Consider the following 4,850-nt stretch of genomic DNA (forward strand, 5'->3'; position numbering starts at 1 on the left):
GTAGTGGAGCTGCTCGGCGCTGCTCGTGGCGTAGACGCCGACCGTCACCGCGCCGGCCGTCTGCACGGCCAGGTCGGCCACCAGCCACTCGGGCCGGTTCTCGCTGAGGAGCGCGACCTTTTGCCCCGGCATCGCCCCGAGCTGGGCGAGCTTGGCGGCGAGGGCCCTCACCTGCCGGCCGTAGTCGGCCCAGGTGATCGCCTGCCACAGGCCCAGCCGCTTGACCCGGTGGGCGGTCGCGGACGCCCTCGGCCCGCTCGAGCGTCTCTGCAAGAGCGCGGGAATGCTCTTGGCTACAGCAGCCTCCACCTGCGGCCCCGCGGCCCTACGGGCGCTACCGGTTGGAATGGCGTCGTTTGCAATAGCATCGTTGGCAGTGGCGTCGTTTGCAGTGGCATCGTTTGTAGTGGCGTCAATGGCATCAGGCATCCCTGCCGGCTCCCCTCGAACACGTCGCTTTGCGACCATTATGGCACGCGCCGGGCCGCTTTAGAAGGGCCGGACGGTCTTCTCGTCTCGTGTCCTTGCCCTCGTGCGCGGCAGCGAAGCCGATCCGCCGGGCTCAGGGCCGCTATAATGACGGCTGAGAGGAGTGGCTATGAGAGGAGTGGCTATGAGAGCGAGTGCCTTGGTTGCCGGCCTGTTGTTGCTGTGGGGTCAGGCGTCGGCCTTTCAGTGGGAGCCCTTTGTGGTGCCTCCGGGGGAGCACCGCTACGTCGTGGAGGTGCGCACCGTCGCCGAGGGCGAGGATGATGGGGTGAGCACCATCACCATCAACGTCCGCGAGGCCGGCGAGGGCTACCGCGTCGAGACCACCATCGCCTTCAGCCAGGAGAACGTGAGCGCCGAAGAGCTGAGCACCGCCATGTTCGGCGGTTCGATGCTGGGCACCTTCGCCTTCGGCCCCATGATGATGTTCGGCCCCACCTTCATGATGCTGCCGATGATGCTCATGGGCGAGGAGATCCGGGTGCGCCCCGAGCCGCTGGTGGTGATGGGCATGGGCCGGCTGCACATGGACAGCACGGTCGAGGCGGCGGGCCGCGACTGCGTGCTCCTGCGCTTCGAGAGCGGCGACGCTGCAAACGCCTCCGAAGACATCATGGAGTTCGCGCTCGCCGAGGACCTGCCCTTTCCCTGTTACGCCCGCTACGGCAGCCCCGGCAGCTACACCGAGATCAGGATGCTCGAGGCCGACTGAAAACGTGACTGAAACGTGACGGGAAGGTGACGGGGTTCGCGCGGGTGGAGGAGATCGGCCGGGGCCTCTGGCGCTTGCCGCTCAGGAGCCTCACCCTGCCGCCCTTCGACCATACCAACGCCTACCTGGTCGCCGCTGGCGGCGAGGCGGTGCTGGTGGACCCCGGTGCAGGGGACGCCGAGGCGCTCGCCGCCGTCCGCGGAACGCTCGAGCGGGCGGGCGCCCAAACGCTCAAGGCTATCTTGCTGACCCACACCCACCCCGATCACGTCGCGGGCCTGGGGGCGGTGCGGGCCGCCTTTGGCCGGCCTCTGGTCCTGGTCCATCCGCTCGAGCTAGGGCGTATCGCCGAGGCAGAGGCCTTGGGGGCCGGCCGCGTCCAGGTGGGCGAGCTGAGCATCGAGGCCATCCACAGCCCCGGCCACAGCCCCGGCCACCTCAGCTTCCATCTCCCCGCGCTGGCCACGGCGCTCGTCGGCGACGTCTTGGCGGGAGAGGGCACGACCTGGGTCGGCGTGCCGGAGGGGAACATGCGCGACTACCTGGCGTCCCTGGAGCGCTTAGCGAGCCTGCCGCTCGAGCTGATCGGCCCCGGCCACGGCCCGCTCATCCGCGCGCCCCAAGCGAAGCTCGCCGAGGTCAAAGCTCACAGGCTCGCTCGAGAGGCGCGGCTTGTAGCGCTCTTGCAGGCAGGCCCGCAGACGCTCTTGGCGCTGAGAGCGGGCGTCTACCCTTCGCTGCCGCACGAAGGGCTCCACGTCCCGGCGCAAAAGACGCTCTTGGCGCACTTGGAGAAGCTCATCGCCGAAGGGCGGGTGGGGCGGCAGGGCGCTGGTGAGACGGCGCGCTACGGTCTTAGGGGATAGAACCCCGCCGACCCTACCTCCCGACCCCCGACCCCGACCCCCGACCCCAAAGCTAGTCCCGCTCGAGGACGGCGAGCTGCCAAAAGCCCAGCGAACGCTGCCGGCTCAAGCGGTGCCCGCTCCGCGTCGCCGCCCGCAGCAGCCTCTCGGGGTCGTGCAGGAAGAAGCGATAGTCCTTGCCCAGGAGGCGCACCATAAGGTTGAGGAGACGGCGCAGCAGGCGGCTCAGCCAAGAGGGGCGCGGATAGCTGAAGATCAACAGGGCCCGGCTGTGCGCCGCCGCCGCCTCGAGGAGCGTTTCAGCGTCCGGGTAGCAGCAGACGACGCGGTCGGCGATGACGATGTCCGCCATCGCCAGCCTCGCCTCGGCGAAGTCCAGCCGGTAAAAGGCCGCTCGCCCGCCTACCCCGGCCCTTTGCGCCAGCTCCGCGGCGGCCTGAAGGTAGTCCTGCGACAGGTCCACATAGAGACCCCTAGCGGCGCCGCGGGCGAGCAGCGTGGTAGTGACGGCGCCGACGCCGCAGCCGACCTCGAGCACGGAGCGGCCGGAGGGACCCACCGAGGCGAGCTCGATGATCCTCTGCTGCTGCTCCGTCGGGCCGCGGCGCTCGAAGAGCAGCCGCTCCCACCTCACCAGCGCCCCGCGAAAAAAGCTGTTCAAGCCGTTGACGTCGCAGCAGCTCACGCTCGAGCCCAGCCCCTTGCTATCTCCCGGCCGCGTAGCGGATGCCGTCCAGGATGTGCGCCAGAAAGAGGGGCCCGCTGCAGCTCTCCTTGCTGTGACCTCCACCCGTGTACCACGACTTGCGAGCCTCCTCTCGTCAACCCAAGCATGTCTTTTGGCAAGGCCGATGTCAATGGCGTGAGGGTATATTTCAGCCTTCCTCTGAGCGTTCAGCGGCGGATATCCAGCACCTCTGCCTCGAATGAGCGCTGGTACGCCTTCATTGCTCGAGGCACGGCTACTGCTCGAGGCCGGACACCTCAACACCTACGTGAGCCGGCTCTACTACGCCTGTTTCTACGCCGTGTCCAGCAGTAGAATGTGCCATGACCACGCGCCTCCAGCACGTCAGCGTCCCCCGGCCGCCCGGCAGCGACGACAGGGCACGGGCCTTTTACGGAGGGCTTCTCGGCCTCGAGGAGCTTCCCCCGCCCGCCGCGCTCGAGGGCGTCCTCTGGTACAGGCTGGGCGCGGTCGAGCTTCACCTCTTCAGCGAGCGCGAGCGCTTGCCGGAGTTGCGGCAGCACCTCTGCCTCGAGGTGGACGACCTCGAGGCGCTGCGGGAAAGGCTGGAAGTGGCCGGCGTCGCCACCCAAGACGCCACGCCCATTCCCGGCCGGCCGCGCTTCTTTTGCCGCGACCCCTTCGGCAACCGGCTCGAGTTCACGGCGGTGACCGGCGATTACCGCGAGCTCGGCTAGGCGCGCTCGAGCAGGGCGGCCCGGAGCGCCCCCATGCGCGGCTCGAGCGCTTCGACTGCGGTAGGCTCGTCCCAGAGACGCTCGAGCCGGTCCACCTTGGGCGGCAAGACAGCGAGCGCGCCCCCTACGACCTCGGGAAACTTGGCGGGGTGGGCCGTCGCCAAGACCACCGTCGGCGTTGTGTCGCCCGTCCCTTCCCGGTAGCGAAGCGCGGCCTCCAAGCCGACGGCGGTGTGCGGATCGGCCACATAACCCCAGGTCTCATAGACCTGCCTCATGCGCGCGCGGGTGGCCTCGTCGGAGACGCTCGCGCCCCGCAGATAGTCGGGCAGCCTCTCGCCCAAGAGCGCCCGCAGGCGCTCGAAGTTGCTCGGCGCGCCCACGTCCATGGCGTTGGAGAGGGTCTGCACCGAAGGCTTGAAGGTGGCGCCCGAGCCCTCCAAGTAGCGCGGGAAGAAGTCGTTGGCGTTGTGCGCCGCGATGAAGCGGCGCAGCGGCAGGCCCATGAGCCGCGCCAGGACGCCGCTTGTAACGTTGCCCAGGTTGCCGCTCGGCACGCAGACGAGCGGGGGCGCCGTTTTGCCCAGGCGCGACAGCGCCCGCAGCGCCCAAAAGTAGTACAAGGACTGCGGCAGGAGCCTAGCGACGTTGATGGAGTTGGCCGACGACAGCGCCAGGCCGGCGAGCGCCTTATCGGCAAAGGCCGCCTTGACCAGACGCTGACAGTCGTCGAAGCTTCCCGCGACGGCGCAGGCGCGCACGCCGGGGCGCCTCACGATGAGCTGCCGCTCCTGAACGGGGCTGACCTGGCCCTTGGGGTAGAGCAGGACCACCTCGAGGTTCGCCTGGCCCGCGAAACCGTCGGCGACGGCGCTGCCGGTGTCGCCCGAGGTGGCGACCAGGACGGTGACCTTTTCCTGCCGCCGGGCCAGGAAGTGGTTCATCAGCCGGGCCATGGTGCGCGCGGCGACGTCTTTGAAGGACAGGGTGGGGCCGTGAAAGAGCTCGAGCAGGTAGAGGTCGTCCGCCAAGGGTACGAGCGGGATAGCAAAGCTGAGCGCGTCGTCCAGGATGGCCGCGAGCGCCCCCTCGCCGACCTCGGCGGCGAGCCAGGGCGAGAGGATCCGCGCGCCGAGTTCGGGCAGCGTGGCCGCCCCCTGCCAGGCCTCCGGTACTATCTCCGGCACCCGGTCGGGCAGGTAGAGCCCCCCGTCCGGCGCCAGGCCGCAGAGGAGCGCACTCTCGAAGGAGACGAGCCGCCGGGCCGGGTCGCGGGTGCTCAGGTAGCGGGGTGAGGTCACGTCACCTCCTCGAGCGGCGCGCCAGGCGGCGCCTCGGGCAGCGGCGCCGCCTGGGGC

The 4,850-nt window shown here is 69.5% G+C and carries 6 protein-coding genes; 3 read left to right on the forward strand and 3 right to left on the reverse strand.

Annotation, left to right across the window (positions count from 1 at the left end; genetic code table 11):
* A partial coding sequence (locus M3498_06790) for an AMP-binding protein (GenBank protein MDQ3458990.1) occupies positions 1–309 on the reverse strand: 309 nt, incomplete at its 3' end.
* Between the two features lie 304 nt (positions 310–613).
* Between M3498_06790 and M3498_06795 the strand changes: the two genes are divergently transcribed.
* Together M3498_06795 and M3498_06800 are read left to right on the forward strand one after the other, a co-directional pair.
* Positions 614–1,201 (forward strand): hypothetical protein, encoded by a 588-nt coding sequence (locus M3498_06795; protein ID MDQ3458991.1) that lies wholly within the window; start codon positions 614–616, stop codon positions 1,199–1,201.
* A gap of 26 nt (positions 1,202–1,227) precedes the next feature.
* On the forward strand, positions 1,228–2,067 hold the full coding sequence (locus M3498_06800) for an MBL fold metallo-hydrolase (GenBank protein MDQ3458992.1): 840 nt from the start codon (positions 1,228–1,230) through the stop codon (positions 2,065–2,067).
* A gap of 52 nt (positions 2,068–2,119) precedes the next feature.
* On the opposite strand, the gene M3498_06805 is transcribed toward M3498_06800, so the two are convergent.
* On the reverse strand, positions 2,120–2,752 hold the full coding sequence (locus tag M3498_06805; protein ID MDQ3458993.1) for a class I SAM-dependent methyltransferase: 633 nt from the start codon (positions 2,750–2,752) through the stop codon (positions 2,120–2,122).
* Between the two features lie 365 nt (positions 2,753–3,117).
* On the opposite strand from M3498_06805, the gene M3498_06810 reads away from it, so the two are divergent.
* On the forward strand, positions 3,118–3,492 hold the full coding sequence (locus M3498_06810) for a glyoxalase (GenBank protein MDQ3458994.1): 375 nt from the start codon (positions 3,118–3,120) through the stop codon (positions 3,490–3,492).
* Here the strand turns inward: M3498_06810 and thrC are convergent.
* Positions 3,489–4,793 carry a threonine synthase gene (thrC, locus tag M3498_06815; GenBank protein ID MDQ3458995.1) on the reverse strand — a complete coding sequence of 435 codons (1,305 nt, stop codon included), beginning with the start codon at positions 4,791–4,793 and terminating at the stop codon, positions 3,489–3,491. The genes M3498_06810 and thrC overlap by 4 nt on opposite strands.
* Between the last annotated feature and the right edge of the window lie 57 nt (positions 4,794–4,850).

This window comes from Deinococcota bacterium, assembly GCA_030858465.1.
Taxonomy (GTDB): Bacteria; Deinococcota; Deinococci; order Deinococcales; family Trueperaceae; genus JALZLY01.

Excerpts from the sequence above, each read along its gene's own strand:
- M3498_06795 (MDQ3458991.1), top strand. The coding sequence starts at position 614 with ATGAGAGCGAGTGCCTTGGTTGCCGGCCTGTTGTTGCTGTGGGGTCAG.
- M3498_06810 (MDQ3458994.1), top strand. The coding sequence starts at position 3,118 with ATGACCACGCGCCTCCAGCACGTCAGCGTCCCCCGGCCGCCCGGCAGC.